The sequence below is a fragment of the Aeromonas sp. 2HA2 genome, assembly GCF_029237345.1.
Lineage (GTDB): Bacteria > Pseudomonadota > Gammaproteobacteria > Enterobacterales > Aeromonadaceae > Aeromonas > Aeromonas salmonicida.
On sequence record NZ_JAACGB010000001.1, the window covers coordinates 429,291 to 455,215 of the forward strand.

24 protein-coding genes are annotated in these 25,925 nt (G+C 61.4%); 8 read left to right on the forward strand and 16 right to left on the reverse strand.

Annotated features, from left to right (window positions below; translation table 11 throughout):
• Window positions 1–26: 26 nt before the first annotated feature.
• The 5 genes from phoR to GWQ29_RS01960 all read right to left on the reverse strand — a co-directional run bounded on the left by phoR (window position 27) and on the right by GWQ29_RS01960 (window position 5,972).
• Window positions 27–1,322, reverse strand: a complete 1,296-nt coding sequence (gene phoR, locus GWQ29_RS01940; RefSeq protein ID WP_275918644.1) for a phosphate regulon sensor histidine kinase PhoR — start codon at window positions 1,320–1,322, stop codon at window positions 27–29.
• Between the two features lie 8 nt (window positions 1,323–1,330).
• Complete coding sequence (gene phoB, locus GWQ29_RS01945) at window positions 1,331–2,020, reverse strand: phosphate regulon transcriptional regulator PhoB (RefSeq protein ID WP_005316860.1); 690 nt, start codon at window positions 2,018–2,020, stop codon at window positions 1,331–1,333.
• A 101-nt stretch (window positions 2,021–2,121) separates the two neighbouring features.
• Window positions 2,122–2,532, reverse strand: a complete 411-nt coding sequence (locus GWQ29_RS01950) for a VOC family protein (protein WP_265422655.1) — start codon at window positions 2,530–2,532, stop codon at window positions 2,122–2,124.
• 147 nt (window positions 2,533–2,679) lie between these two features.
• Window positions 2,680–3,990 (reverse strand): GGDEF domain-containing protein, encoded by a 1,311-nt coding sequence (locus tag GWQ29_RS01955; protein ID WP_275918645.1) that lies wholly within the window; start codon window positions 3,988–3,990, stop codon window positions 2,680–2,682.
• A 329-nt stretch (window positions 3,991–4,319) separates the two neighbouring features.
• Window positions 4,320–5,972, reverse strand: coding sequence for a sigma-54-dependent Fis family transcriptional regulator (locus GWQ29_RS01960; RefSeq protein WP_275918646.1), 1,653 nt, complete (start codon window positions 5,970–5,972; stop codon window positions 4,320–4,322).
• Between the two features lie 306 nt (window positions 5,973–6,278).
• Here GWQ29_RS01960 and GWQ29_RS01965 point away from each other — a divergent pair, with 306 nt between their 5' ends.
• Window positions 6,279–7,796: an aldehyde dehydrogenase family protein gene (locus GWQ29_RS01965; RefSeq protein WP_021138779.1), complete on the forward strand. Its 1,518-nt coding sequence runs from the start codon at window positions 6,279–6,281 to the stop codon at window positions 7,794–7,796.
• 44 nt (window positions 7,797–7,840) lie between these two features.
• Here the strand turns inward: GWQ29_RS01965 and GWQ29_RS01970 are convergent, their stop codons facing one another.
• Entirely contained in the window at window positions 7,841–8,662 is an 822-nt protein-coding gene (locus GWQ29_RS01970; RefSeq protein WP_275918647.1) for a helix-turn-helix transcriptional regulator, read from the reverse strand.
• Between the two features lie 104 nt (window positions 8,663–8,766).
• Here GWQ29_RS01970 and GWQ29_RS01975 point away from each other — a divergent pair, with 104 nt between their 5' ends.
• A complete protein-coding gene (locus GWQ29_RS01975) occupies window positions 8,767–9,666 on the forward strand; it encodes a DMT family transporter (protein WP_059111543.1) in 900 nt (299 codons plus the stop codon).
• A gap of 135 nt (window positions 9,667–9,801) precedes the next feature.
• Here the strand turns inward: GWQ29_RS01975 and GWQ29_RS01980 are convergent, their stop codons facing one another.
• Both GWQ29_RS01980 and GWQ29_RS01985 read right to left on the reverse strand, forming a co-directional pair.
• A complete protein-coding gene (locus GWQ29_RS01980) occupies window positions 9,802–10,227 on the reverse strand; it encodes a carboxymuconolactone decarboxylase family protein (RefSeq protein ID WP_059111542.1) in 426 nt (141 codons plus the stop codon).
• The gene (locus tag GWQ29_RS01985) at window positions 10,224–11,207 is read right to left on the reverse strand and encodes an aldo/keto reductase (protein WP_275918648.1); all 984 of its coding nucleotides are present in this window, start codon (window positions 11,205–11,207) and stop codon (window positions 10,224–10,226) included. The genes GWQ29_RS01980 and GWQ29_RS01985 overlap by 4 nt, the downstream gene beginning before the upstream one ends.
• A 96-nt stretch (window positions 11,208–11,303) precedes the next feature.
• Here GWQ29_RS01985 and GWQ29_RS01990 point away from each other — a divergent pair, with 96 nt between their 5' ends.
• The gene (locus tag GWQ29_RS01990) at window positions 11,304–12,212 is read left to right on the forward strand and encodes a LysR family transcriptional regulator (RefSeq protein WP_275918649.1); all 909 of its coding nucleotides are present in this window, start codon (window positions 11,304–11,306) and stop codon (window positions 12,210–12,212) included.
• A 104-nt stretch (window positions 12,213–12,316) separates the two neighbouring features.
• Here GWQ29_RS01990 and GWQ29_RS01995 read toward each other — a convergent pair whose 3' ends face one another.
• The 5 genes from GWQ29_RS01995 to GWQ29_RS02015 all read right to left on the reverse strand — a co-directional run bounded on the left by GWQ29_RS01995 (window position 12,317) and on the right by GWQ29_RS02015 (window position 18,207).
• On the reverse strand, window positions 12,317–13,009 hold the full coding sequence (locus GWQ29_RS01995; protein ID WP_159166893.1) for a response regulator: 693 nt from the start codon (window positions 13,007–13,009) through the stop codon (window positions 12,317–12,319).
• 3 nt (window positions 13,010–13,012) lie between these two features.
• Window positions 13,013–14,581: a sensor histidine kinase gene (locus GWQ29_RS02000; RefSeq protein WP_275918650.1), complete on the reverse strand. Its 1,569-nt coding sequence runs from the start codon at window positions 14,579–14,581 to the stop codon at window positions 13,013–13,015.
• 17 nt (window positions 14,582–14,598) lie between these two features.
• Complete coding sequence (locus tag GWQ29_RS02005; RefSeq protein WP_111587420.1) at window positions 14,599–16,149, reverse strand: NAD-dependent malic enzyme; 1,551 nt, start codon at window positions 16,147–16,149, stop codon at window positions 14,599–14,601.
• Window positions 16,150–16,159: 10 nt separating this feature from the next.
• A complete protein-coding gene (locus GWQ29_RS02010; protein WP_275918651.1) occupies window positions 16,160–17,461 on the reverse strand; it encodes a 2-hydroxycarboxylate transporter family protein in 1,302 nt (433 codons plus the stop codon).
• A gap of 554 nt (window positions 17,462–18,015) precedes the next feature.
• On the reverse strand, window positions 18,016–18,207 hold the full coding sequence (locus GWQ29_RS02015) for a hypothetical protein (protein ID WP_081045609.1): 192 nt from the start codon (window positions 18,205–18,207) through the stop codon (window positions 18,016–18,018).
• 319 nt (window positions 18,208–18,526) lie between these two features.
• On the opposite strand from GWQ29_RS02015, the gene slyA reads away from it, so the two are divergent.
• The 5 genes from slyA to GWQ29_RS02040 all read left to right on the forward strand — a co-directional run bounded on the left by slyA (window position 18,527) and on the right by GWQ29_RS02040 (window position 22,493).
• Window positions 18,527–19,000: a transcriptional regulator SlyA gene (slyA, locus tag GWQ29_RS02020; protein ID WP_265422662.1), complete on the forward strand. Its 474-nt coding sequence runs from the start codon at window positions 18,527–18,529 to the stop codon at window positions 18,998–19,000.
• 1 nt (window position 19,001) lies between these two features.
• Entirely contained in the window at window positions 19,002–20,057 is a 1,056-nt protein-coding gene (locus GWQ29_RS02025; RefSeq protein WP_219597612.1) for an HlyD family secretion protein, read from the forward strand.
• 10 nt (window positions 20,058–20,067) lie between these two features.
• Window positions 20,068–21,096, forward strand: coding sequence for a DUF2955 domain-containing protein (locus tag GWQ29_RS02030; protein ID WP_275918652.1), 1,029 nt, complete (start codon window positions 20,068–20,070; stop codon window positions 21,094–21,096).
• 203 nt (window positions 21,097–21,299) lie between these two features.
• Complete coding sequence (locus tag GWQ29_RS02035; RefSeq protein ID WP_238156042.1) at window positions 21,300–22,010, forward strand: transporter substrate-binding domain-containing protein; 711 nt, start codon at window positions 21,300–21,302, stop codon at window positions 22,008–22,010.
• A gap of 123 nt (window positions 22,011–22,133) precedes the next feature.
• Window positions 22,134–22,493 (forward strand): MliC family protein, encoded by a 360-nt coding sequence (locus GWQ29_RS02040; protein WP_005316896.1) that lies wholly within the window; start codon window positions 22,134–22,136, stop codon window positions 22,491–22,493.
• A 103-nt stretch (window positions 22,494–22,596) separates the two neighbouring features.
• Here GWQ29_RS02040 and GWQ29_RS02045 read toward each other — a convergent pair whose 3' ends face one another.
• From GWQ29_RS02045 to nrdD, 3 genes are all read right to left on the reverse strand, one after another.
• Window positions 22,597–22,767 carry a YqaE/Pmp3 family membrane protein gene (locus GWQ29_RS02045; protein WP_010673454.1) on the reverse strand — a complete coding sequence of 57 codons (171 nt, stop codon included), beginning with the start codon at window positions 22,765–22,767 and terminating at the stop codon, window positions 22,597–22,599.
• Between the two features lie 100 nt (window positions 22,768–22,867).
• Window positions 22,868–23,380 carry an anaerobic ribonucleoside-triphosphate reductase-activating protein gene (gene nrdG / locus GWQ29_RS02050; protein ID WP_005316900.1) on the reverse strand — a complete coding sequence of 171 codons (513 nt, stop codon included), beginning with the start codon at window positions 23,378–23,380 and terminating at the stop codon, window positions 22,868–22,870.
• A 101-nt stretch (window positions 23,381–23,481) separates the two neighbouring features.
• Window positions 23,482–25,599 carry an anaerobic ribonucleoside-triphosphate reductase gene (gene nrdD / locus GWQ29_RS02055; protein ID WP_275918653.1) on the reverse strand — a complete coding sequence of 706 codons (2,118 nt, stop codon included), beginning with the start codon at window positions 25,597–25,599 and terminating at the stop codon, window positions 23,482–23,484.
• Between the last annotated feature and the right edge of the window lie 326 nt (window positions 25,600–25,925).

The following is a 25,925-nucleotide window of genomic DNA, read 5'->3' on the forward strand; positions in this document are numbered from 1 at the left end:
TTTCGCTAACTTATTGCCAGTAAAGACTATTTAACCACTACCATACGGGCAGGGATGAGAAAGCTGAAACGGCTGCCAGCACCGATCCGACTCTCGATATCGAGCTGACAGTCGTGATGGCTCAAGGCGTGTTTGACGATGGCGAGCCCCAGTCCGGAGCCACCGGTATGCCGTGAGCGAGCCTTGTCGACCCGATAGAAACGTTCGGTCAGCCGCGCCAGATGCTCGGCCGGGATCCCCTCCCCCTCATCCTCCACCGCAAACAGCGCCATGGCGCCCTGCTTGCGCCACGCCACACTGATCTTGCGACCCGCCGGTGTGTAGTGAATGGCGTTGTAGACCAGGTTGGAGACGGCGCTGCGCAGTTGATCATTATCTCCTCGCACGAAAAGATTCGGTTGCACCAAAAATTCAATCTGGTGTGCCCGCTCCCCCGACAGCGCCCGTGCCTCCTGCTCCAGCAGTCCCAGCATGGCGGGCATGTCCACCAGATGGGAGAGATCCACGGTTGGAGCCGCCTCGATACGGGACAAGGTAAGCAGCTGATTCACCAGATTGTCCATGCGGATGGTCTGTTCCATCATCACCTTGTGGGCCTTGGCCCACATGGCGGGCGGCGGTGGCTCCTCCGTCATCTCCAGATAACCCTTGAGCACTGTGAGCGGGGTACGCAGTTCGTGGGAGACGTTGGAAACGAAGTGCTTGCGGGTCTTCTCCAGGCTGCGCAGCCGGGTGACATCCCGCACCACCAGCATGGCCTGATCCTCGGCGTAGGGCATGATGCGAAACTCGAGAAACTTCTCCTCATTGATGGGAGAGTTCATCTCGAACGGTTCGTCATACTGCCCCTTGCCCAGATAGGCGCCAAAGGCCGGACTGCGAATGAGGTTGCCTATGTGCTGACCGGCATCTTCCGGCCAGCGAAAACCAAGCAGTTGCTCCGCCAGCCGATTGCACCAGAGGATGCTGCCGTCGGTGCGAAACACTACTGCGGCATCGGGCAGTGCCTCGGCACCCTCCCGAAAGCGGCGGATAAGACCCGCCAACTCGCGGCGACGGGCCCGGTGACGCTGCTGCAACTTGTAGATGCCGTTGAAAATATACTCCCAGCTGCCGCTGCCATTGGGGGGAACCAGGCTGCGATCGTGCCACAGCCAGTCCGACAGCCGCTTCAGGAAGCGATAGTGCCAGCCCAGGTGCAGCACAGTGGCTGCCAGCAGGCAAAAGGCGAGGGTATTCGTCAACCAGCCGACCAGAACGAAGGGCGCATAGAAGAACGCCATCCGCCACAACTGTCGCCGCCAGGCATAAGGTTGCAACATAACTTCCTCTACAGACGGGTTGAGAAGCGATAGCCTGCGCCGCGCACCGTCTGAATCAATCGATCGTGACCCGTCTCTTCAATGGCCTTGCGCAAGCGACGAATATGCACATCCACGGTTCTGTCCTCGACATACACATTGGTACCCCAGACATTGTTGAGCAACTGCTCGCGGCTGTACACCCGCTCGGGGTGAGTCATGAAGAAGTGCAGCAACTTGAACTCGGTCGGTCCCATGTCCAGCGCCCTCTCTTCGGCACTGACTCTATGGGAAACCGGATCCAGCTTGAGCCCCTGCACCTCGATCACCTCGTCCACCGAGGTGGGGGAGACGCGGCGCATCACGGCGTGCAGGCGGGCGGTCAACTCCTTGGGGGAGAAGGGCTTGGTGATGTAGTCATCGGCACCGGCCTCCAGGCCGCGTACCTTGTCCTCTTCCTCACCACGGGCGGTCAGCATCACCACAGGGATCTGGCGGGTCACCTCATCCTGCTTGAGTTGCTTGATGAACTGAATGCCACTGCCACCGGGCATCATCCAGTCCAGCACTATGAGTTCGGGGTAGGGTTCACACACCTTCGCCAGTCCATCGGCGTAATCTTCCGCCTCGATTGTTTCGTATCCCTTTTGCTCAAGCACGAAGCAGAGCATTTCGCGGATCGGTGCTTCGTCCTCGACCACCAGAATTCGCTTAGCCATATCCCTTCTCTCTCCTGTGTGAAGATGGGTGCGCCAATTATTAGAATTTTCTGTGACACTTTTATGACTTTATGACAGGCGAGATGATAAACGTTTCAGATTCAGTTGGCAGCAGTGAGTTGCAGCAGGTCCCAGCGGTTGCCACTGATATCCTCGAACACCACCACCATGCCGTATGGCTCGCTACGTGGCTGTTCACAAAAATGAACACCGTAGTCCAGCATGCGCTGGTAATCGGCCCAGAAATCGTCGGTTTCGAGGAACAGAAATACCCGGCCACCGCCCTGCTGACCGATGGCGGCCTGCTGCTCGGGCGTGGCGGCGCGAGCCAACAAGAGCGCCGAGCCGGGCGCGCCGGCAGGCGCAACCCGCACCCAGCGCTTGCCCGGTTTACCCGGTTCATCGAGGGGAGTATCTTCCAGCAATGTAAAACCCAACCCCAGGGTAAAGAAGGCGATGGCCTCGTCATAGTCGGCCACCAGCAGGGTCAAAGCGCCAATGTGTTGTGCCATGGGGAATACCTCAGCAGATGAATGAAGGGGGCCAACGCCCCGGCTGGCGCGCATCATAGCGGCTTGGCGTCTTGGGCTCCAGCAGCAATGCCCCGCTCGAAGGAGCAGCCCTTCCCCTGCCACCAGACCTGCGTTCTATTCCACCTCCTATTCCACCTCGACCCGGTTGCGACCCCGCTTTTTGGCCTGATAGAGCGCCTCATCAGCCCGCTTGAGAACCTGCTCCAGGGGATCCCCGCGCCGCTCCGCCACCCCGAACGAGGCCGTGATGGACAGCGCCAGGGGCCAGTGCGGATAAGCCACCAGAGCTGCTCGCAGCTGCTCCGCCAGTGCCTTGGCACGGGCCTGTTCGTAGTGCAGGCAGACCAGCACGAACTCCTCCCCGCCCCAGCGCACCAGCCGGCACAGGCTATCGCAGTGGCGCAGGACTTCGCTCACCATGTGCTTGAGCACCTCGTCCCCAACCGGGTGACCATGACCATCGTTGACGAGCTTGAAGTGGTCTATGTCGATATAGATGAAAGAGAGGGGCATATCGCCGAGCTCGGCCAGCAGCTTGTTGCCACCGAACCGGTTGAGGGCGCCGGTCAGGGGATCGTACCTGGCCTCCTCCTCGGTGCGCCGGGTCTGCTCGCAGAGGCTCTGGCTGCGCGCCTCCGCCACCTGTCTGGCCTCACGGGCCTTGCGCAATCGATCCCGCATCAGCAGGTGCTGCACCATGAACAGCAGCAGGCCGTAAACCAGCCAGCTCAGCAGCAGGGGACGATAGAAGGCTCCCGGTTGCACCCAGCGACCATAGAACTCCATCCGCTCCAGCACCAGCCGGTAGTGGCCTGGCTGCATGCCGATGCCGGAGGCGATTTCCACTGCATAGACATGGCGCAGGTCCTCCCCCTGCTGGGCCAGCGGAATGCGGTACTGCTGGATCCACCAAGTGGCCGGCGTGAAGACCCGCAGCGGCACGTCCTGCAGCCGCCCGTAATCATCGGGACGAAAGATCACCTCGTTGAACTTGTGGGAGGTGGCATCACCCGCCCGGGAGTAAATCGGGTGGTAGTTGCGCAGATAGAGGCGCCAGAACTGGGGCTCTGGCCCCTCGACCTGCAGCTGGATGCGCGCCCCCTCAAAGCGGGAGAGATCGATGCCCTGCTCCGGCAGACTCAGCGTCAGGATCAGTTCACAGAAGGGGTACTCATAGCCTTCGCGCAACTGGCAGTCGATGGCTGGCTTGTCCGTCGGCGCAGGATAACCGCTTTGCTGGCCGGCGGCAGACAGCAAGGTAGTGACAGAGGCGCCACCATGGATCCTGTCATCCTGCACCGCCACCGACAGGCGGGCATTGGCCAGCATGTCGAGCCGCCGATCCGGCCCGAATTCAAACAGCAGGATCGCCAGCAGACTCAACCCCAACAACACCCAGAACAACACATTGGCCAGACGAGAATAGGAAAAGGTCATATAGGCTCCACCCGACTAGGTGCTCTGAATCCATACCCCGAGATCCGCACGCCCGGATCCCGTGGTTATTACACGCGCCGACACCGGCGCCATACCGTATTTCTTCAGCCGGGTACCGGCAGACAGACTCGGACCAACCCCAGGATCAGGCGCAGCCGTACTGCACCAGGCGGGAGGCACCAGGTTGGCGCCCCGGAAAGCCACGCGCTTGCCAATCAGATTGTGAATCTCAGGATAGAACACGCCATGCCATGAAAAATAAAGAGAAATCAATAAAAAGGGCCCTGATGGCTCATCTTGCACAAGGGGAATGGCGAGCAACAAAGCCCTCAGGGTCCCTCACGCAGCGCCCGATAGAGGGTGGTGCGACTGATGCCGAGCTGGCGCGCCGCCTCGCTCACATTGCCCCCGCACGCCGCCAGGGTCTGCTGCACCCGCAGCCGGTTCTGTTCACGCAAGGTGGCGGTACTCGCCTGCGACGAGGCCGCTGCCGATGCGGCGGGCAGATGCAGGTGAGCGGGCTCAATCCAGCCCAGCCCTTCCGCCAGCACGCAGGCCACCTCCAGCGCCTGCTTGAGCTGGCGTACGTTGCCGGGCAAGGGATGGGCCAGCAGTTGCTGCTCCGCCTCCGGCGTCAACTGCAGGGCCGGGTCCATCTCCGAGAGCAGGCGCTGGATCAATCCCAAGCGCTCGCCCTGTGGCCATGCCCGCAGCGGTGTCAGCTGCTGGCGCCAGCCGCAGACTCGGTAATAGAGGTCCTCGCGAAACGTCCCGGCCTGCGCCATGGCCGCCAGATCCCGGTGGCTGGCGCTGACCAGCCAGAAATCCACCACTTCGGGCTTGTGGCTGCCGACCGGGGTAACGCTGCGCTCCTGCAGCACCCGCAGCAGCCGGGTCTGGGCCAACAGCGGCAACTCGCCAATTTCATCCAGCATCAGGATGCCGCCGTGGGCAGCGCGCAGATAGCCCTGACTGCCCTGGCTGCGGGCACCGCTGAAGGCCCCGCCCACATAGCCAAACAGCTCGGCCTCCACCAGATCTACCGGCAGGGCGCCACAGTTGACACACACCAGGGGCTTGTCCTGCCGGCTCGACGCCCGATGCAGGGCACGCACCAGGTGCTCCTTGCCGCTGCCGGTCTCCCCCTCGATGAGCAGCGAGATGCCGCGCTCCAGCATCTTGAGCGGCACCTGTGCCGACCCTTGTTGCACTGTTTGCCGGGGCGCCACAACCGGCTCTGACACCAGCCGCAGGCCACGGCGTTCGCGCAGCAACTGCTGGCCATCGAACCTGTGCTGGCCGAGCCAGAGTCGTCCGGCCCGGTTGGCGCCGAGCAGCTCGCCCCCCTCCCCCAGCAGCAAACGGGCGGACCAGAGACTCTGGGGGTCGAGATCAACCAGCCAGCCCGGCTGGCGCGCCAGCAGCGCGTTTTCCAGCGTCATGGCCAGGAGCCGAACCGTGCCCAGCATGTCGCCATCGTGGTGGGCCGCATCTGTGGAGATATCGAGCACACCGAGCAATTGCCCGTCCGGCCCGAGCAGGGGGCAGGCGCTGCAACTGAGGAAGCTGTGCTGGGCGAAGAAATGCTCGGACCCCAGCACCTGCACTTCGCTCTGCTCGGCCAGCGCAGTGCCGATGGCGTTGGTGCCCTTGCTCGCCTCCCCCCAGCGGGCGCCGCTGCGCAAAAAGATGCGCTCGGCGTGGCGGGCGAAGCCGTCGTCACCGCTGGCGGCCAGTATTGCCCCCTCGCCGTCACACAGCAGCAGGCGACAGGGCCTGCCCGCCAGCAACTGTGCAAACAGCGGCAGCACGAAGCGCTGGAAGCAGACGATCAGCGTCTTGTGCTGCTCCTGGCGGGCCGACAGCTCCCCCTGGGGCAGCAGATCCAGCTCGGCACTCTGCTGGCGGAGCAGGCCCTGATGCAGGCAGCGCTGCCAGGAACGCTGGATCGGACTGGGGCTGGATTGAAGTAACTCGCTCATCATGCCTCCTGTTCACAAACGGTACGCATGGGGCCGGCAAATGTGGGCAACTCGCTCATCACGCCTCCTGTTCACAAACGGCACGACTGTCGCGGCCACTGTTCAGAAACGGCACAGTATCATCGTCACGGCCGGGGTCATTGGTTAATCAAGATACGCTGCCGCACTCAGTTTGATAACATTTTTGTAACTTTTTGTGCGCTGGTCAGACCCTTTGGCATGGCCCTTGCGATACCCCCTGCGTACCACCCCGGCCAGCCAACACGTGCAGCCGGGCAGGACCTTCACACACATAAGGATGATGAGATGATTTATACCGCTCCCGGTCAGGCAGGTGCCCTGGTCAGCTTCAAGTCCCGTTACGACAACTTCATCGGGGGCGACTGGGTGGCCCCCCGCGCCGGTCGCTATTTCGAGAACATCTCGCCGGTGGATGGCCGGGTGTTCTGCGAGGTGGCCCGATCCGACGCCGCCGACATAGAGCTGGCGCTGGATGCCGCCCACAAGGCGTTTGCCAGCTGGAGCAAGACCAGCGTCACCGAGCGCAGCAACCTGCTGCTGCGCATCGCCGATCGCATCGAGCAGAACATAGAGGTGCTCGCCATCGCCGAGACCTGGGAGAACGGCAAAGCGGTGCGCGAGACCCTGGCCGCCGACCTGCCACTGGTGGTGGATCACTTCCGCTACTTCGCTGGCTGCATCCGTGCCCAGGAGGGCTCGGCCGCCGAGCTGGATCAGCACACCGTCAGCTACCACTTCAAGGAGCCCATCGGCGTGGTCGGCCAGATCATCCCCTGGAACTTCCCGCTGCTAATGGCGGCCTGGAAGCTGGCCCCTGTGCTGGCGGCAGGCTGCTGCAGCGTGCTCAAGCCCGCCGAACAGACCCCTGTCACCATCATGTTGATGATGGATCTCATCAAGGACATACTGCCCCCCGGCGTGGTCAACGTGGTCAACGGCTTCGGCGCCGAGGCCGGTCAGGCGCTGGCCACCAGCGACAGGATCCAGAAGCTGGCCTTTACCGGTTCGACTGAAGTCGGCGCCCATATACTGCGCTGCGCCGCCGACAAGCTGATCCCCTCCACCGTCGAGCTGGGCGGCAAGTCCCCCAACATCTATTTTGCCGATGTGATGCAGCATGAGAGCCAGTATATCGACAAGGCGGTGGAAGGCATGCTGATGACCTTCTTCAACCAGGGCGAGGTATGCACCTGCCCCTCCCGCGCGCTGGTACACGAGAAGATCTACGACGACTTTATGGACAGGGTGCTGGCCCGGGCGCGCACAATCGTGCAGGGCAACCCTCTGGACACCGCCACCCAGGTCGGGGCGCAGGCGTCCCGCGAGCAGTTCGACAAGATACTGAGCTACATGGAGATAGGCCGTGGCGAAGGGGCCAAGATGCTGATAGGCGGCGGCCCGGCCAAGGTGAGCGGTCTGGAGGGGGGCTTCTACATCCAGCCCACCATCTTCTCGGGCCAGAACAAGATGCGGGTGTTCCAGGAGGAGATCTTCGGGCCGGCGCTCGGGGTCACCACCTTCAAGGACGAGGCGGATGCGCTAGCCATTGCCAACGACACCCAATACGGCCTGGGGGCGGGCCTGTGGACCCGCGACAGCAACCTGGCCTGGCGCATGGGGCGCGGCATTCAGGCCGGCCGGGTCTGGGTCAACTGCTACCACGCCTATCCGGCCCACGCGGCATTTGGCGGCTACAAGAAGTCAGGGATAGGCCGCGAGACCCACAAGATGATGCTGGATCACTACCAGAACACCAAGAACCTGCTGGTGAGCCACGACATCAACCCCCTCGGCTTCTTCTAGTCCGATCACACTCATGAGAAGGGCGCCTGCGGGCGCCCTTGTTGTTATGGTTCGCCAGGCGACCCTTCCCGCTCTATTCCCATGCCTCCCAGCTGCTGACGATAGCGCTGGGGTGAGCAGCCCAGCTCACGGTTGAACATGGCGATAAAGGCCGAGGTGGAGGCGTAACCGAGCCGCCAGCCAATTTCCTGCACTGGCAATTCCCCCTTGAGCCAAGCCAGCGCCTTGAGCAGCTTGAGCCGGGCCCGCCACTGGCCGAAGTTCATCCCCAATTCCCGCACGCAGCGCCGGGCCAGGGTGCGCTCCGTGCTGTGCAACTGCTCGGCCCACTGGGCCAGGGTGCGTGGATCGGCAGGGTCGCTGCGCAGCGCCGCCAGCATGGGGGCCAGCAGCTTGTCCTGGCTCATGGGCAGGTAGCTGTCCTGGCAGCGGGTGCGAGTCAGCTTCTCCACCAGCAGCTCGGCCTGGCGCACATCCCATTCATCCTGCATGTGGCCCAGCTTGCGCTCGCAAAAATCCGCCAGCATGGCCCGGATGAGCGGCGTCATCTCCAGCAGGCAGGGCTCGGCCGGCAGCCTGGCCGCCAGGGCGTGATTGACATAGATGGAGGTATAATCGAGGGCCTGCTGGTTGTAGGAGGCGTGCTCCAGATCCGCTGGCACCCAGATGAGGTAGTCGGCGGGAGCCACCAGTCGGTGCTGGTCCAGCACTATCTCCATCACCCCCAGGCTTATCAGGCTGAGCTGGCCCCAGGGGTGGCTGTGGGGCGCGCAGGCGCTCTCGGCCTGGATCTGCTGATAGCGCAGATAGAGGGGGTTGGGCTCGGGCAGGGCTATGTCCGTCGAGTGATAGTGATGTAGTGCCATATCAGGGCAACTTGTCCTTTCTGCGGGATGAATTGTCAGTTTTACGTTACTTGATAACAGAAAGACAAGGGTAGACTGGCCATCTCGATAATAAGGAGCCTTTGATGCGTATCTTCTTCCCGCTTATGTTCCCGCTGATGGCCGTACTGATCTGGGCCACCAATACAGTGGTGTCCAAGGCCGCCGCCGATGTGCTGGATCCCGCCGCCATCTCCTTTTACCGCTGGGTGATCGCCGCCCTGGCGCTGACCCCCTTCTGCCTGCCGCAACTGTGGCGCCGCCGTCACGAAATCCGCCCCTGGCTCGGCAAGCTGCTGGTGCTGGCAGCCCTTGGCATGGTGCTTTACCAGTGCCTCGCCTACTACGCCGCCCACACCACCTCGGCCACCAACATGGGGGTCATAGGTTCGCTCATTCCGCTGCTGACCCTGCTGCAGAGCGCCCTCTTCTTCGGCCAGCGCCCCGGCAAGCAGGCGCTGCTTGGCATGAGCATCTCCCTGTTCGGGGTGTTCTGGCTGCTGAGCCAGGGCCAGCCGCTGGCCCTGCTGCACGACGGCATCACCCCCGGGGACGGGCTCATGCTGCTCGGCTCCGCCAGCTACGCCCTCTATGGCCTGCTGATCCGCCGCTGGCAACTGCCGTTTGGCCCCTGGCTCAACCTCTACATGCAGATCCTGCTGGCTGTGTTGCTGTTGATCCCGGTCGCCCTCACCGCAGACTCCCTGGCGGTACCCGCCGAGGGCTGGGGCCTGGTGCTGTTTGCCGGGCTCGCCTCCTCCCTGCTGGCGGCCTACTGCTGGATGCGCGGCCTCGCCTGCATGGGAGCGGAACGCACCTCTGTGTTCATGAACCTGATGCCGCTGTGCACGGCGCTGATCGCCGTCATCACCCTGGGGGAGCCCATTCACGGCTATCACCTGCTGGGTGGCGGCCTGATCCTGAGCGGCGTCATGCTCTCCCAGTTCAAGCCCAGGGTACGCCCCGCCCTTGTGGAGGAGGCATAAACCGGCGAGACAAGCCACTGCAGCACAAAACAAGAAGGGAGCCTCGGCTCCCTTCTTGTTTGCATCTTCTCGCTAAAAACCACAGGCTCGGTTATCCCGGCGCCAATGGTAACCCCCTCCCGACACAACTGTGATTCAGGTTTGCTCGTGGTGCGCCTTGTGCGGGTCGCGCCGGGCCTTGTCATGAGCAGCAAAGGCTTTTCGGGCCGCGCTGATGCCATTCATGCAGGCCGGGACACCGGCATAGACGGCGATCTGGAGCAGGATTTCGATGATGGTTTCCCGGCTGACGCCCACATTCAACGCGGCCCGGATATGAAATTCGAGCTGCCCGGGCGCATTGCCCATCGCCATCAGCGCAGCAACGGTGAGCATCTCACGGGTGCAGAGATCAATACCGGGACGGGAGAGCACATCGGCAAAGGCAAATCCCAACACCAGTTCGGCAAAATCTGGCGACAGGGCATCCAGGTTCGCCGCGACCTGATCCGGCGCCTGCGGGTCGAGCCGGGCCAGCAGCGCGAAGGCCTGTTCACGCCGCTCGGACGATAAGCCGCTCATGCGTTCACCCCCTTCATGCCTTCACGGGCATAGCGATCCCCTGCCACTGGCAAGGCCCTGATGGCACTGTCCAGCGCGGCGAGATCCCCGGCCTCCAGACGCACCGACAGGGCGCCCAGATTGTCCAGCAGATGGGGGATCCGCCTTGTGCCGGGGATGGGCACTATGTCATCCCCCTGCGCCAGCAGCCATGCCAGGGCGATCTGCGCCGTCGTGCACTGCTTGCGCGCCGCCAGGGCCATGATCACCTCCACCAGCGAGCGGTTGGTGGCGATGTTTTCCTGTTGAAAGCGCGGCAGGCTGGCCCGAAAGTCACCCTCTTCAAACGCCGTATCCTGCTGGAAACGTCCGGTCAGAAAGCCGCGCCCCAAGGGGGAGTACGCCACCAGACCTATGCCCAGCTCGCGGCAGGTTGGCAGCACCTGGACTTCGACATCCCGCGTCCAGAGGGAATACTCCGTCTGCACCGCCGCCACCGGATGCACGACATGGGCGCGCTTCAAGGTGGCCGCGCTGACCTCGCACAGGCCGATACGGGCAATCTTGCCCTCCTGCACCAGCTGCGCCAGCCCTGCCATCGTCTCTTCGATGGGGTGAGCCGGGTCGATACGATGCACATAGTAGAGGTCTATCTGCTCGACCCCGAGCCGGCGCAACGAGGCTTCACAGCTCTGCCGTGCATACTGGACGCTGTTGTCCAGGGTGCGCCTGTACTCGCCGCTCTGACGCACTATGCCGAACTTGGTGGCGACCTTGACCCCGGCTCCGTGGGTCGCCAGGAAGCGGCCTATCAGGGCTTCATTGTGGTGCGGGCCATACATGTCGGCGGTGTCGAGAAAATCGATCCCCATCTCGACGGCCCGGGCCAGCACCCGCAGCGCCTGCTCATCATCCCGAGGGCCATAAAATTCACTCATGCCCATGCAGCCGAGGCCCATGGCGGATACATCCAGATCAGTGCCCAGTGTTCGTCGTTTCATACATTTCTCCTTACAAGATGGAGGTCAGTATGGTCTTCCGAATATGATTCAGGTATAGACTGGATTGGTAGTCAGCTTTCCGATTTTGGAAGATACATGAACGCTCTCTTGCTATGGGATGACGCCCGGGTCTTTCTGGCCATCGCCCGCAGCGGTACCTTGAGTGGCGCCGCCCTCGCCCTTGACATGGGCATTGCCACTGTCTCTCGACGGCTGGATCGCCTGGAGTCGGCACTGGGTCTGCCGCTGTTCAGTCGTCATCAGCACGGCTATCGACTGACCGATGATGGGGATGCCCTGCTGGCGCGGGCCGAGGCACTGGAACATGCCGGGCATGCCTTTGGCGAAGCCGGGCAGCAGCAGGGACAAGTGGCAGGATGCGTGCGCCTCGCCACCGCAGACAATCTGGCCAATCCGCTCATTATTCCCTCCCTGGCCAGGCTGTTTGCCATTCATCCCGATCTGAGGGTGGAGCTGGTCACAGGCGTGCAAACGGTGAACCTGCACAGGCGCGATGCCGATCTGGCCGTGCGCATGGTCAAACCTGATGCCGGCAACGTCACCATCAAGCGGCTGGGCACCCTGGGCTTCGGCCTCTATGGGGCCAGCAGCTATGTCGATAGCCGTCATCCGGGAACAGATGCCGCCAGCTTCGATGAGGATGCCTTTATCGGCTGGGGGGAATCCCACAGCCATTTGCCCGCAGCCAAATGGATTGCGCGCATACTGCGTGGGCGCCCCTGCAGGGTGGAGACCAATACCCTGTCGGCCCAGCTGGCCGCTGCCACCGCCGGTCTCGGGCTGGCGGTACTGCCCCATTATCTGGCCAAAGAGACGGACCTCGTCTGCCTCCTGCCCGAGCTGGGGGTGGATCAGCCGATCTGGCTGGTGATCCACACAGATCTCGCCCACTCCAGACGGGTACGGGCCGTCGCGGATCACCTGATCCAGCTGTTTGAAGAGGCCGAATCAGCCCTCCACCCTTTCCCTCTGGGCGCACTGTGAACCGGGAGGATGGAAAAGGCTGCAATCCATGTGGCGACAGGCAGACAGCAAGAAGGGAGCCCAGGCTCCCTTCTTGCTTGCATCTGAGCGCAAAAACCACCGGCTCAGTTGCCCCGGCGCCAGTGGTAGCGCCGCTCGGGCCGGCCACGCTGGCCGTAGTTGAGGTCCACATCGACCCTGTCTTCGGACTCCAGATACTCCAGATAACGGCGCGCCGTGGTGCGGCTGAGCGACAGCCGCAGCGCCACCGTATCGGTGGAAAATGCGGTATCCGGCTCGCCCGCCAGCAGCTCCAGCACCTGGCGCAAGGTGATGGCGTCGATCCCCTTGGGGGTATCGCGCACCTCCCTGGCCTGGGGGCGCCCCTTGCCCATCAGCCGATCCAGATCGCTCTGCTCCAGAGAGCCGCGCTCGCAGATGCGCCTGTGCAGGGTAAGGGTCTCGTCCAGGCTCTGCTGGATGCGAAACAGCCGCAGCGGCTTGATGATGTAATCCTGCACCCCCAGGTTGAGGGCCTGCTGTATGGTCTCAACGTCGCAGGAGGCGGTCACCATGATGACGTAGGCCTCACGATTGTGGCTGCGCAGCCGGTTCACCCACTCCAGGCCCGAGCCGTCAGGTAATGAGATATCCACCAGCAGCAGCTGTGGTTCGGTCGCACGCATCATGAGATCGGCCTGGGTCAGGCTTTCGGCCCGACCCAGCAGGGAAAATCCGGGGGTGGAGGAGACCAGCTCGGCCAGAATGGATCCTATCCGTTCGTCATCCTCGATCACCAGAGTGAAAATGGGCTCCATAGATCACACCAATTGGTTTTTATTCAAGTAGATACCGAACAAGGTTGTCTGTTCGGCGGTGCGGCGCCATTCTATCACACCCCCTCGCCTGGCCACCGTCTCCTTGACCAGGAAGAGGCCAACCCCGTGATCGCCGGTCTGGCGGCTGATGCCGTAATCAAACAGATGATCCGCCAGCGCCTCGTCCACCCCTTCACCGCTGTCCTCCACCTCTATCACCAGCCGGCGGCCAAAATCGTTGAGGGAAATCAGCACCCGCGGTGGACAGACCTTGCGCCGCGCCCAGGCGGCGCGAATGCCGTTGTCCAGCAGGTTGCCGATGAGGGTGATGAGATCCGCCGACACGGCCGCCGGATATTCCGCCAGCGCCGAGTCGGGATCCAGCACCAGCTCCACCCCCAACTCTCTCGCCCGGCTGAACTTGCCGAGAATGAGCCCGGCCACCGGCTTGTCCTCGATGGCCCGCAGCAGCCCCTGCAGCATGGTCTGGCAAGCCTCGCTCTCCTGCTGAATGAGCTCCACCGCCTGATCCACATGACCGAGTTGCAACAGGCCGGAGAGGCTGCTCAGCTTGTTGGCGAACTCGTGGGTCTGCATCCGCAGCATCTCGGCATACTGCCGCAGATGGGTGACCTGCATGCCGAGGCTGCCAGTTACCTCGGGGCGACTGAAGATCAGCAGGCGCCCTGGCACCTTGCCCTCCACCGCCTGCCAGCGCCCCACGAACGACTCCCCGTGCACCGTGAAGCCGAGCTCGGTCTCGACCTGGGTCAGGGCCGGTGCCAGCGGCGGCGACAACTCGGCGAGCGGCTGCCCCAGCAGGGCATGACGCCCTGTGCCCGGCAGACGCAACTGATAGAAGGCAGCGCTGTTGAGCATGCGGATGTTGCCCCTGTTGTCGAGCGCTATCACCCCCTCGGAGATATGCTCCAGCACCAGCTCTTGCAGCACGAAGCGATTGACGATGGCCTCGGGCTCCAGGTCCAGCAGGGTGCGGCGCAACAGGTGTTGCACCCAGAGCGCCAGCAAGAGACCACACCCCAGCACGGCAAGGATGGCGCTGACCAGCAGGGCGATCCGCTCCAGATAGATGCCTTCCACAGTCCGCATCAGGTAACCCACCACCACCGCCCCCATGGCACGGCCATCAGGCCCGAGCACGGGAGCAAAGCAGCGGATGGCCGGGCCAAGTGTGCCCTCGTCCTCTGAGCAGTAGCTGAGCCGGTCATGGAGGGCCGGCCAGATATCTTCACCACGGAAGAGACCGCCGATGAGCTCGGGCGAGGGGTGACTGAGGCGGTGGGCGTGTTCGTCGGTCACCACCATGTAGGCGGCGTCGGTGCGATTGCTGATCCCCTCCACATAGTCGCGTAAACCGGGATCGCTGCCCTGCTGCAAGGCTTGCACCACCCGGCTGTCCGCTGCCAGCACCCGCGCCAGATCGGCGCCATTCTCCTGCAGATTGCTCTCCAGCAGGTGGCGGATAAAGAGGGCGAGCAGACTGCCCAGGATCACGATCAGCAGCAGTGACAGCCCCAGAGAGAGGGTGACCAGTTGGTGGCGCAGTTTCATCGATTAGCCTTGCAACATCAGGAAGCGGACCAATAGTGCGGGCGCCACCAGGTCTGGTCAATCAGTGGCGCGGGATCGCCGTCAAAATCCGCCAGCCCTTCGTCACGGGCAGTCAGCGCCACCGCCCTGGCGACCGCGCGGGCCACTTCCCCCACCTGCTCGATGGGAGGCAACAATCGCCCCTCTGCCAGCGGATAGGCGCCCACTGCCCGCACCGCCGCCTGCAGCATGCCGTCACTGATGCGGCGCGCCTTGACGGCGCAGGCCCCCAGGCCAATGCCGGGGAAGACATAGACGTTGTTGCACTGGGAGACCACCCTTGCCTCCCCCGCCACAGTGACTGGGGCAAAGGGGCTGCCAGTGGCGAGCAGGGCGCGCCCGTCGGTGGCCTGCCACACCTGCTCCGGCGTCGCTTCGGCACTGCGGGTCGGGTTGGAAAGCGGCAGGATCACAGGGCGCTCGCATACCCCCCCCATGGCCCCGAGCACCGCCTCGGTAAAGAGCCCGCCCTGGCCACTCACCCCAATTAGCACCCCGGGGCGCAGCCGCTCAATGAGCTCGGGCAGGGTGGCGCAAGCCTCTTGCGCCGGACGGGCAAAAGGTCGTTGGGATTGGGTCAGATTGGCGCGATCCAGGCAGACCAGCCCATCTTGATCAAACAGTTGCACCCGATCCGGGCTGCCCGCCAGCTGGGCCAGCATGGCGGCGATGCCGCACCCCGCAGAGCCGGCGCCGACGATGAGCACGGGGGTGTCGGCCAGAGTAGTACCCGCCTGCTGCAAGCCCGCCAGCACGCAGGCCGAAGCCACCGCAGCCGTTCCCTGGATGTCGTCGTTGAACATGCACAGCTCATCTCTATAACGGGCCAGCAGATTGGCGGCATGCTTGCCAGCGAAGTCTTCAAACTGCAACACCACCTGGGGCCAGCGCGTGCGAATGGCTGCCACCACCTTGTCCATGAAGTGGTAATAGGATTCACCATCCACCCGGTTGGCCTGCCAGCCGAGATAGGAGTCATCCTCCAGCAGTTCGGGATTGTTGGTGCCCACATCGACGCACAGCGGCAGGGTGCGCGCCGGGTTGATGCCGCCAGCAGCGGAATAGAGCGCCAGTTTGCCGATGCAGATCCCCATGCCGCCGATGCCAAGATCGCCGAGCCCCAGCACCCGCTCACCGTCGGAGATGACGATGACGTCCACCTCCTGCTCCACCGCGGCGAAGATGGCGTCCAGATCGTCTCTGTCATGCCAGGAAAGATAAAGCCCGTGGCTGCGCAGATAGAGGTCGCTGTGGCGCTGGCATGCCTCCCCTACTACCGGGGTGTAAATGATGGGCAAGAGCTCCGGCAGGTGGTGGCGCACCAGATCGTAAAACAGCACAGGGTTGTCTTCTTGCAGCTGGCGCAACAGCAGGTGCTGGTCGAACGGGCTCTGCATGGCAGAGACCAGACGGTAGATGCGGCGCCGTTGCTGGGCCAGGGACTCCTCTTTATGGGGCATGCGCCCCATCAGGCCCTGTCGCTTGCGTTCGGCATAGGGCAGGCTAGTGCCCATCATGATGTCGTTCATTGTCGATTCCTTATGCCAGCAGCGAGATGAGCAGGGTGGCCAGGATCAACATGACGGCGCCCCCGAGACGGGAAGATATCTGGGCAAACGGCATCAGCTTCATACGCTGGGCCGCCGACAGCACGGCCACGTCGCCCGTGCCCCCCATGTTGGCCATGCACAGACCGCCTGTGATGGCCGCCTCTATGGGATAGAAACCTATCATGCGCCCCACCAGGGCCGCCCCCAGAGCGCCGCCGACCACAGTCACCAGCACCAACACGAAGTAACTGACGGAAAAGGCGCTGATGAGTTCCGGGATGCTGGTATAGGCGACCCCTATGCCCACCAGCAGGGAGGGCGTCAGATTGGTCACGACGAACTGGTACCAGTCGGCCGCCGCCTGCTCGTAGCGACGTGGCAGCACGCCACTCACCTTGATGAAGGCCACCGCCAGTATCATGAGCGCGAAGGGATGCATGGGGATGAAGTTGCCCAGCAGTGAACCCAGCACGAACATGCTGGAGCTGATGAAGAGCCCCATGCCGAGACTCTCCAGCGTCGGCGCTTGGACCTGCTCTTCGGCCACATTCTGGCTGCTCTGATTGATCATCAGCTGGCCGTTGCCAGTCAGGGAAGGGTAGCGGCGGCCCAGGCGTACCAGCAGAGTGCCCACCAGAATGGCCAGGGTATTGGCGATCACAACGGCAGGCACCATGCGTGACAGCAGGTCGGCGCTGGACATCTGCATCGGGCCAGAGAGGATCTCCACCAGAGGCACGGCACCGGCCCCCATGCCGCCACCCATGATGGGCAAACCTATGAGCAGCACGGCATTCTTGAAACCATAACCCATCAGGGAGCCGACCAGACCGACACTCAGCAGCGCCACTGCAACACCGCCCAGGATCACCGGCAGGTAACGCATGGCGGCATTTTTCAGCAGGGCACTGCTCATGCCCAACACTGAACCCGTCACCAAGCTGGCGATGAAGAAGTTGAGAAAGCCTCCCTCCTTCATGAAGCCGATGATCACCTGACCCGCCTCGACCGGCAGGATCCTGTATTCAAACAGAGCAGCACCCCCGAAAATGGCGAGTATGGTACCGCCCCCCAGGTATTCACGTATGGGGGGGATGCGCTCGCCCAGCTCGCAGAGCAGGGTGCCCAGCACGAACATCAGTGCCAATGCCCCGACCATGCCGAGCGGCAGTGAGCCGTTCCAGCCGGAGAAAAGCACGCAGGTGGCAAGCCCGAGGAAGATCATCATGGGCATGCCGGCTATTTGTTGACTGCCCCAGGGGGCGGCTTTCGGGGTAGAGAGGTTTTTCATTGTTATGCTCCAGCGTGTGAGGTGGCGCTACTCTAGTGATCCTCCCCTCGCCTGTCGGTTATCCCCGCTACAAAGACATATAAAAACATTAAAATCTTAAACGCTATGGCGAGGATGCTGTCATTCAATACAAGACAGCCTCTCCATTTACAGCATCTGAAAGATTGGGTACACACAGAAATACACGAATGCGGACAAAGTTTGATCCTCACTTGGCTGGCAATGGTGAGGCTCAGATTAAGTGTTATCCATGGAAAGAGAGGGCGTAAACGGGCAGCAGGCTGATGACAGTCGCGTCATATTCATGCTGATCATTCATATCAGAGAGGCCATGATCCTGACGATCGCACAACTGACATGACCCACCCGTATGCAGGTGGATAACAGGGCAGGCAAGGATGACTGGCAACTTGTATGTCATGACGGGGATGCACTATCAACACAGCGCCATAGCGTGTATTTTCAACTGACAAGACTGTGCAGACGGGCAAAGAGTGCCCACCTGTCAGTCACACCTTGACAGCCAGCGCCTCATTTAAACCTGTTCGGTTGGCCTATTCTGCTAATAACAATGGAATATTGGCAGGGTCAAATTCATGACAGATATCGCTTCCTTCCCGGCTGAAGCCATAATGGATTTCGGCACTATATTCGACATCGACCAGCAGACTCTCGATTGAGAAATGGGCGTCACCCGATTCATATCGTTCCACAGCTATCGTCTCCCTGTTTAGCTGACCCATCAATATTAGTGGATAAAAAACAGACTGCCGAATTTATATGACACCTTGCTGACCAGAAAATAATAGTACACAGGATCCCTTCCCTATTTTTGCCTCCCCAGCAAGCCGGTGTTTATTTCTCCAACCAGAGTATTTCACCCGATTTGACACACCTGTGCGTCTTTCGGCCACAGACAGCCCCTTGCGATCCCCTTCACTGACCAGGTAAAGCCTCATAAGAAACTCATTTCTCATTTTCATAAACAAGATCTTGATCACACTATTTACTTAGCCTGCTAAATAACTACAATGCTTAGCAGGCTAAGTAAATGGAGAGCACCTCATGATGAAGGATCTGGAAATGTTGCGCGAGTTGTCCCTCGCCGAGCGGGTCGGACGACTGCATCGACTGTGGCGCACAGTGGCAGACCTGGAACTGGCGCCCCTGGGTCTGACCCATCCACGCTGGACAGCGCTCTGGAAACTCAGCCGCCTCGGTGGTCATCTCAGCCAGAAGACCCTTGCCGAAGCGCTGGAGATAGAGCTGCCGTCCCTGATGCGCACTCTGGGTCAGCTGGAGGAGCATGGACTGGTCGAACGCCATTGCTGCAGCCAGGACAAACGGGCCCGCATCGTCACCCTGACTCCGGCTGGCAAGGCGCTGCTCGACAAGATAGAAGATCGCATCATGGATGTACGCCGTGACCTGCTCGCCGGCATCAGCCAGCGGGAGCTGGAACAATTTGAAGACATAGTGCACCGCATCTGTGCCAACGCCCTCGGCAAGATAGGTTCACAGAGTGAAGAGAGAGAATAAGATGACCCCGGATCAACAATTCAAACGCTGGATAAAATGGGCCATGGGCGCCTTTATTCTGGTCTTTGGCTACTTCCTGCTGGCTGACATCAAGATGCCGCTCACCCCGCAAGCCATGGCTACCCGTGTCGTGACCAAGATGGCACCCCAGGTCAGTGGCAAGGTGATACAGGTTGCCGTTGGCAACAACCAGCATGTCAAACAGGGGGATCTGCTGTTCTCACTCGACCCCGCCCCGTTTGAACTGGCGGTGGAGCAGGCCCGCCTCGCGCTGGCTCAGGCCGAGCAGCAGAACCGCCAGCTCGACGCCACTCTCAACGCCGCCGCCGCCGATTTCAGCTCGCTGCAAACCCAAGCCTCCCTGAAGCTGCGGGAAGCGGAGCGTATCGACGCCCTCTATCGTCGCCACATGGTCTCTGAGCAGCAAAAAGACGACGCCGACAGCGCATTTCGCACCGCCCAGGCCAACTTGTTGGCCAGCAAGGCCCGCATGACTCAGGCCCAGGTGAACCGCGGTCTGCACGGTGATGACAACCTGCTGCTGCGCCAGGCTCGCAATCACCTGGCCCAGGCCAAGCTCAACCTCGCCTACAGCCAGGTACACGCCAGCCAGGATGGCATCATCACCAACCTGCAACTCAAGCCGGGCAGCTTCGCCGCGGCGGGGGCGCCGCTGCTGGCGCTGGTTTCCGAGCAAGTAGACATCATCGCCGATTTTCGCGAGAAGAGTCTGCGCCACGTCAACACGGACAGCCAGGCACTGGTCGCCTTCGATGGCGAGCCGGGCAAGCTCTATCCAGCCCGGGTCACCAGCCTGGATGCCGGCGTCAGCGCCGGCCAGTTCGATGCCAACGGCCTGCTGGCCAGCCCCACCGAATCGGATCGCTGGGTCCGGGATGCCCAGCGCCTGCGCCTGCATCTGACCCTTGAGCAGTTGCCAGCCCACCTGCCGGCTGGCGCCCGCGCCACGGTGCAACTGCTGCCGGACAACGCGCTAAGCGCGCTGTTTGCCCGCGGCCAGATCCGTCTGCTCAGCCTGTTGCACTATATCTACTAAGGTGGCAGCGATGAATCTGTGGCACAGACCCCTCACCGCCAACGAGCTGCGTCAATGTCTGCGCATCGCCTTTGGCAGCACCACCGGCTTTTTGCTCTGCAAGTTGTTTGGCTGGAACTACGGCGTCTTCTACACAGTGACACCGGTATTGCTGCTGGGCATGGTGCCAGTGATGAACGGCCATGCGGCACGCCAGCTGATCGCTGCCGCCGTCATGTGCGGGGTGGAAGTCGGTCTGCTGGGCGGGCTGTTTGGCAGTCATCCCGGCCTGATGATCCCCATCGCCTTTTTGCTGTTTCTCTACCGTTTCGCCGCCATGTCCCGGGGCAGCCTGTTTCTGTTCGGGGCCAACGGTGTGCTGAGTCTGAGCATAATGCTGCACTTTGCCAGCTACCCGCAGACCGATCTGAACGACCTCATCTTCAGCAACCTGTGGGCCAGCATACTGTCGGTACTCATCGCCTACCTGATGACGGCGCTGATCCCGGATGTAGAGGATCGGCCCAAGCCTGCGGCGGCCCCCAAGGCACCGCACCGGATGCGACACGAGGCCCTGCTCGGTGCCAGCATAGCCACCCTCTCCTTCATGGTGTTCCAGATCTTCGACTTGCGTGACTCCATGTCTGCTCAGGCCACCACACTGCTGCTGCTGTTTCCCATGCACTGGAACGGAGCCTTGAGCTATGCCCGCAAACGGGCCATGGGCACACTGCTCGGCGTGAGCTTTGGTCTCGTCAGCCAGCTGGTACTCTACGACTGGTCAGGTTTGCTGTTGCTGGTCGCCCCCATGCTCTGGCTCGGGGCCATGCTGTTCAGCTACGCCCATGTGAAGGAGGCCAGCGGCTCAGGCGTCGGCTTTGGCGCCCTTACCACCCTCGGCATCCTGTTTGGCCAGTACCTAACGCCGGGCAACGATCTGGTATTCAGCGCACTCTACCGGGTCAGCAGCATACTGTTTGCCATCGTTGCCACCCTGCTGGCCTGCTACCTCATTCACCGACTGCTTAACCGTTTCGAGGCCACTCGTTTCGGCTATTGACCCCCTGTTGTTAGCTCAAGGATGTGCTGCTTTTCGCCCCGTTATGCCTACCGGGGCGTTTTTTTGTCTGCATTTTGCAAGCTGGCCCCGCGGGTCTTGTGACTGCAGCCACTATGCTTGCAAGAGCCGTTCGCAATAGCAGCAGGAGAGACACAATGGCACGAGTACCCGGAAGCTGGCTGGCGTTTGGTCTTTTGCTCGGGATGAGCAGCGTCTGGGCCAATCCAGTGCTTGTCGCAGCCGAAGATGACTGGGCCCCCTATTGCGCGCTGGACAAGGAGAGCGGCCAGCCACAGGGATTGGCACCGGCCTTGGTTAAAGCGGTCTTCGCCATTGAGGGCATAGCGCTTGAGTTTCGTACCATTCCCTTCGCCCGCTGCATGCACGAAGCCAAGAGCGACAAGGTGCTGGCGTGTTTCAATGCCACCATCACAGAGGAGAACCGCTATCAGTACCACTGGCACGAGACCCCCATGTTCGAGGAGGATCTCGCCATCTTCGCCCTCGCCGGCGGCGGGCACCATGACCTCAAACTCACCGCCCTGGAGGGCAAGACGGTGGGCATTACCCTGGGTTACACCTATCCCACCGATTTCATGGATAACCCCAGGATCACCCGCTTTCAGGCCAAATCAGATGCCCAGATCATAGAGATGCTGGTACGCGGACGGGTCGACTACATACTGATGAACGAGATGCCTGGCTATCTCAAGATCCAGCAGAAAGCACTGACCGGCCGTGTCGTCAAGGTAGGCAAGATCTCCACCGATGGCTTCTGGCTCGCCTTCTCCCGTGCCCATCCCCAGGGAGAAGCCATGGCAAAACGCTTCGAGGAAGGGCTGCAAAAGATCAAGAACAACGGCACCTATGAGACGCTGGTACGCGACTTCGAGCACAGCCTGGGCCTGCATTGAATGTATTTCGCCCCCTGCGCGCCGCCTCGGGACGCATATAGACGCAATAGAGACAATTGAGCATTGAACCTTCTCCTCAACCTGTTAGGCTCGAGCCCGGATGACACCGATGGAGAATTCAAGATGAAACACGCCAATATATTCTTGCTGGGCATCACGACCCTGGCTCTGCTGAGCGGTTGCGAACGCGGAGCCTCCACATTGAGCGTGACCGGCGGCGAGCCCATCACCTATCAGTGCGAGCAGAACAAGAAGGTGCAAGTAAGCTACTTTGCCCTTTCCGACCAGAGCCTGAATTTCATCAAACTGGCACTGCCAGATGGCAAGGATTACACACTGCCACAAACCATTTCAGCCTCCGGCGCCCGCTATACCGATGAGCATGAGGCCGTCTGGTGGAACAAGGGAAATGAAGGCTTCGTCGAAATGCGCGACAAGAACGGCGAGTGGCAGAGCGTCTACAACGACTGCAAACAGCAGTAATGAAAAATCCCGGCCTGGCCGGGATTTTGCTATTTAACCTCTGTATCCAGACAAGAGACCATCTGCACAGCGATGGTGTGCAACTTGTGTCCGTTTTCCTCGTTCAGGCGCGCTTGTCGCTCACCACCAGCCAGAGCGCATGCACCATACCTGGCAAGCCGCCGAGCAGGGTCAGTACTATGTTGATCAAAAAGTGCAGGCTGAAGCCTACCTGGATAAAGGCGCATACCGGAGGCAAAAAGATGGCCAGCAGTATCTTGAGCAGATTGTTCATCTCGCACTTCCTCGTCAAAGATGTTTCACGGTTCGGGATGAACTCACCATAAACAGCCTTGACCTCAACTGCAAACGAAACAAGGGCCCACTCGCGGCTCTCACACCTGAGTCAAACAGGGGATCCGCTCCCCCAACTGCTCGCGCCAGACTTTGAGGTCGTGGATCTGCTGGTTGCTGCTACCACGCCAGAGCAGACCGGGATCTGCCAGCGCCTTCTCGAACTTGCCATCCACCAGCACGTCCAGCAGAGCGACCAGCTCGCGCTGGGCCTCTGACAGTTCGCCGAGCAGATAGCCGGTCCAGCACCAGATGTCCTTGCCGGGGCACTCGGCCCGCACCCGCTTCACCAACGCCAGCACCTGGGGCACGTTGGCCGGGTGGAGCGGATCGCCGCCGGAGAGCGACAGACCACGCCGTTTGATGCGGGTGTCGTTGAGATCCTGGATGATGCGATCGCACATGGCCTCATCAAACGGCTTGCCGCCATCGAGCCGCCAAGTGCTCTGGTTGTAGCAACCCGGACACTGATGCTCGCAACCCGACACAAACAGGGTGGCGCGGGTGCCGGGCCCGTTGATCACATCGACCGGGTAGTATTGGTGGTAGTGCATCGCTTGTTTCCTGCCTTGTTCATGGGACAACGGCAACGTCTGCCACCCTCCAATGAAAATGGCCCCTTGGGTCAGGGGCCAGCGCTTTATCGCTGCTGCCTTTACATATGTTTGACGCGGCGTTTCACTTCTTCCTGCTTGCCCGCATTGAAGGGGCGCGCATCCGGGCTGCCGAGGTAGCCGCAGACACGGCGGGTCACAGACACCTTGGCCGGATCGTGGTTGCCGCAGCGCGGGCAGGTGAAGCCCTTGGAGGTGCACTCGAACTCGCCGGTGAAGCCGCAGTCGTAGCACTCGTCAATGGGCGTGTTGGTACCGTAGTAGGGCACCTTGTCATAGCTGTAGTCCCAGACGTTTTCGAGCGCTTCCAGGTTGTGCTGGATATTGGGGTACTCGCCGTAGCAGATGAAGCCGCCGCTGGCGATGGGCGGATAGGGCGCCTCAAAGTCCAGCTTGTCGTACGGGTTCACCTGCTTCTCCACATCGAGGTGGAAGCTGTTGGTGTAGTAACCCTTGTCGGTCACACCAGCCACCACGCCAAACTCCTTGGCATCGATGCGGCAGAAACGGGTGCAGAGGTTCTCGCTCGGGGTGGAGTAGAGGCTGAAGCCGTAGCCGGTCTCCTCCTTCCACTCGTCGGTGGCCGCCTTGAGCCGCGCTATGATGGCGACGGCCTTCTGGCGCAGGGTGTCGCTGTCGAACAGATGGACATCGGTGCCAAACAGGGCATTGATGGTTTCGTGTACCCCGATATAGCCGAGCGAGATGGAGGCGCGACCGTGCTTGAAGATCTCGCTGACGTTGTCGTCGGCCTTCAGACGCACGCCACAGGCCCCTTCCATATAGAGGATGGGGGCGACCCGCGCCTTGACGCCGTCGAGGCGGCTGATGCGGTACATGAGTGCCGTCTTGGCCACGCGCAGGGCGGCATCCAGCTTGTCCCAGAAATCCGCCTCGTCGCGGGATTTCAGGGCGATGCGCGGCAAGTTGAGGCTGACTACCCCTAAGTTGTTGCGCCCTTCATGGATCAGTTCACCATTTTCCTCATAAGCCCCGAGGAAGGAGCGACAGCCCATAGGCGTCTTGAAGGAACCGGTCACTTTCACCACCTGGTCGTAGTTGAGGATGTCCGGATACATGCGCTTGGAGGCACACTCCAGCGCCAGCTGCTTGATGTCGTAGTTGGGATCGCCCTGTTTGTGGTTGAGGCCATCCTTGATGGCGAACACCAGTTTCGGGAACACGGCGGTCTTTCTGTTCTTGCCAAGGCCGGCGATGCGGTTGCTGAGGATGGCGCCCTGGATCATGCGCGACTCCCAACTGTCGCCAAGGCCGAAGCCGAAGGTGACGAAGGGGGTCTGGCCGTTGGCGGTGTGCAGGGTATTGACCTCGTACTCCAGTGACTGGAAGGCGTCGTAACACTCCTTCTCGGTACGGGCCATGGCGTAGGCGTCCACATCGGCAATACCCCACTCCTCGGCCACTTCCCTGTGTTTCTGCCAGCTGATGGTCACATAAGGAGCCAGCACCTCGTCAATGCGGTTGATGGTGGTGCCGCCATAGATGTGGCTCGCCACCTGGGCGATGATCTGGGCGGTCACGGCGGTGGCCGTGCTGATGGATTTGGGGGTATCTATCTCCGCATTGCCCATCTTGAAGCCGTGGGTCAGCATCCCCTTCAGGTCGATCAGCATGCAGTTGAACATGGGGAAGAAGGGAGAGTAGTCGAGATCGTGGAAGTGCAGATCGCCGCTCTCGTGGGCCTGCACCACGTCGCGGGGCAGCATGTGGCTGGTGGCGTAATGCTTGGCGACGATACCGGCCAGCAGATCGCGCTGAGTCGGTATCACCTTGGAATCCTTGTTGGCGTTCTCGTTGAGCAGGGCCGCGTTGGTCTGCTCCACCAGACCACGGATCTCCTGAGCCAACCGGCCGCGGGCCTCGCGAGCCTGATCCCGGTCGTGACGATACTCGATATAGGCACGGGCGATGGCCTTGTCGTCGGAAGCCATCAGATGGTTCTCGACCCGGTTCTGGATCTCGTGGATATCCACCTCGCCACGCCCTTCCAGCTCCTGAGTAACGGCGGCGGCAACGCGCTCACCCAGGGTCGGATTGGCCTGACTGACCGCCTCTGCCGCTCGGCCCACTGCCTCGGCAATCAGCTGGGCATTGAATGGTGCGCGACATCCATCACGTTTGATCACAACCGGTTTCATGCGTTTTCCCCGTTTAAAAGGCCAGGCTATCGCCTTCGGCTTACCCTTGTTTGGTGCCCTTCTCCACGCCTCGTCCTGGGCGCAAATAAATTCAGCCGAGGCTTGACAAGCCAAGGCTGACGATGAGAAGAGAATAGCTTGTACACAGCTTTATAACACAACATATAGGTGTTTTATATGAATACATCCCTATATGTGGTGTCTATTAGGCACCAAAGCGCGGTCTCATTTCTTGATCCAGAACAGGTTTTGAGGCGAGTGGCGCAGTTCCCGACCAGTGAAAAACAGCCCCATACAAGGCCATTCCCAAGCCTGGTGCGGGCTGG